Here is a 2,534-nt window from a genome sequence, read left to right as displayed (position 1 = left end):
AATCCTCTCGGATTTTCTATTCGGTAAATATTTAGTAACTTAGTTGCCAAACCACGCAACTAACTCATACACAACCAGATTGTGGGTAATTCCTGCTACGTTGAAAACAAATTATAAAATTTTAAAATAATGAATAAAATATTTATTATAATATTCCTAGTAGTCCCAATTGGCTTATCAGCTCAAACGTATTACAATCTAACGGATAAAGTTATTCCATACAGAAAGGGTAATTTATGGGGTTATGCTGACAGAAAATCTAAAGAAATATTAGTTAAACCAATATATGATTCTGTCAACCATGACTTTTTAAAAAAACTTCGTTGGATTCCAAAAGTTTCTAAGAATGGAAAATGGGGATTGTTTGCATATAATGCAGATAAAAAAAATTATGAACTAGTAGTTCCTATTGAGTACGATTCTATAACGAATCTTGGTTTTGTTAATAAAAATACTGCTTTATGGAAAAATGGGAGTTTCAGATTTTTAAATAACAAATTCAAAAATGCTTTTGATAAAAAAGATTATTTTATAGATTATTTTATTGAAGAAAAGTACGACTTTACTGTTATACTAAAAAGGCAAAACAAAAATGATGTTTGGTATAGGCAAATTGTTGGAGGAAGACCAAAAGCCATTGTATTAGATAGTATTTTTGAGATTAATAAAATTGTTAATGAAAAGCAATATTTCAATCTAAAAAAAGAAACATCTGCTTTATTTTATAAAATCATAAATCAAAAGAAAGAAATTATTAAAAGCGAAAAAGATAATAATGTAACTTATGTAACAACAGAACAACCTGAACATCCTAAAATGTATCCTCTATTATTTACAAATCCAAATTCGCACCAACAATATGTTTTCTACCAATATGGATATGGAAAAAATAAACTGGAGAGGTTTATTAAGGTTCCTACTACTGAAATATTGGAAATCGAAGATAAGGTAGTTCATCGTATAAGCTCAAAAAAGAACCAAAAACTCTCAACAAACACTAAATTTAGTATTGACAGTACCAACGATAGTAAAAAATATAAAACTAAGAAGAAAAACAAATACATTTTAACAGGTAAATATCATAGCGAAATTAGACTCATTCAGTCTTCTAAAGCAAAAAAGTTTGGTATAGCAAAAAAGGATGAAGCATTTTTACCAGATAACGTTTTGGTTGAACCCATATACAAAAATGTGTTACTATATAAATTAAGTAAGTACCGTGAAACATTTTTCTTAGTTTTAGAAAAGTCAAATGGGAAAAAAAGTATCTTCTATTTAAACAAAATTCAGGATTTTGAGTTCGAAGAATTACAAGTATTTCAATCTGAATTAAGATATTCAAATAATGGGTTGAAAGGTGTAGCTTATAGAAATCGGGAATTGACTTTTTTACCACCAAAATTTAGTGAAATCCCAAAACCAATTTATAAATATGGCTCTACTGATTTCTTAAAAGTATTTATCCCTAATAATGTTTACTATTATTTATCAACAGATGGTTTGGAATTCTATGAGAAATAAAACTACCCACAACACCGTGCATAATTAATTGCTTGGCTATTAACTACTTGTGAATATTCCTGCGGAATATTCACGGGTTCGTAAAAGTTTGCTAAATTAGTTGCTTAACCACGCAACTAACCATACACAATCACGTTAGCAAACATATGAGACAAACTATCTGCATATCATTAATTCTATTACTATTTAGCTGTAATTCTAATAACGACAAAGAAATTACTGAACTATTTAAGCAAGTAAATGATAACAGAATCTTGGGTAAAAATATGATGCCATTAAAGATTGTCAAAAGATTATATCGTTAGACAATTCAAATATTGACGCATATAGAGTTTTGTCTGAATTAGCTTTTGAAACTGGTGATTTTGAAAAGTCATTAGAATTGAATAAAAAACTTATAGAACTTAAACCAGATGCGTATCAATACTATTCAAAAACAGGACTATTATTAGCTTTATTTGATAAAAATGAGAAAGCGGAATTGTACTATGAAAAAGGAAGAGAAGCATTTGCTAAAAAAGAAAAAGAATATTGGGCAAAAACAGACACATTGAGTATGGCATCAATGTTTATGATGATTGGTGATAGTATTAAAAGCAAAGAATTACTAAAATTAGCAATTAAAAGAAAACCTTATGATTCTGTCTATATTAAAGTTCTTAAAGAGTTTAACGATTATAGCTATAGAGAGACTATAAAGCAATTAAAAAAAGTAATGACTGAATTCAAATATTCTAAACAGGATGATAATAGCGAATCAAAAATAATTGAAATTGAAAAGTAAATACGTTTGCTAACACCGTATAAAAATAATGCTTAGTTTAGTGCTTAATCAAGAGTCCGTGCGCTCTTGTTACGTCTGATTTTCCTGCGGAAAATCCTCGCAAACAAAACCGCACTATTCTTATACATAAACGTTAGCAAACATTAGAATCATGAACTTTCCTGAAATAGGTTGACTAAAAATTAAACCATTAATTATAGTCACTTATGAAAACACAAAATGAACACTG

The 2,534-nt window shown here is 28.2% G+C and carries 2 protein-coding genes; both read left to right on the top strand.

Annotated features, from left to right (window positions below):
* The first annotated feature begins 129 nt into the window (after positions 1-129).
* Entirely contained in the window at positions 130-1,521 is a 1,392-nt protein-coding gene (locus tag HM981_RS17325; RefSeq protein WP_179340058.1) for a hypothetical protein, read from the top strand.
* Positions 1,522-1,855: 334 nt separating this feature from the next.
* On the top strand, positions 1,856-2,305 hold the full coding sequence (locus tag HM981_RS17320; protein WP_179340057.1) for a tetratricopeptide repeat protein: 450 nt from the start codon (positions 1,856-1,858) through the stop codon (positions 2,303-2,305).
* Positions 2,306-2,534: the final 229 nt, after the last annotated feature.

Origin of the sequence: Winogradskyella ludwigii, from assembly GCF_013403985.1 — a bacterium.
Classification (GTDB): domain Bacteria; phylum Bacteroidota; class Bacteroidia; order Flavobacteriales; family Flavobacteriaceae; genus Winogradskyella; species Winogradskyella ludwigii.
This window is presented reverse-complemented; position numbering and strand designations above follow the sequence as displayed.

Excerpts from the sequence above, each read along its gene's own strand:
- HM981_RS17325 (WP_179340058.1), top strand. The coding sequence starts at position 130 with ATGAATAAAATATTTATTATAATATTCCTAGTAGTCCCAATTGGCTTA.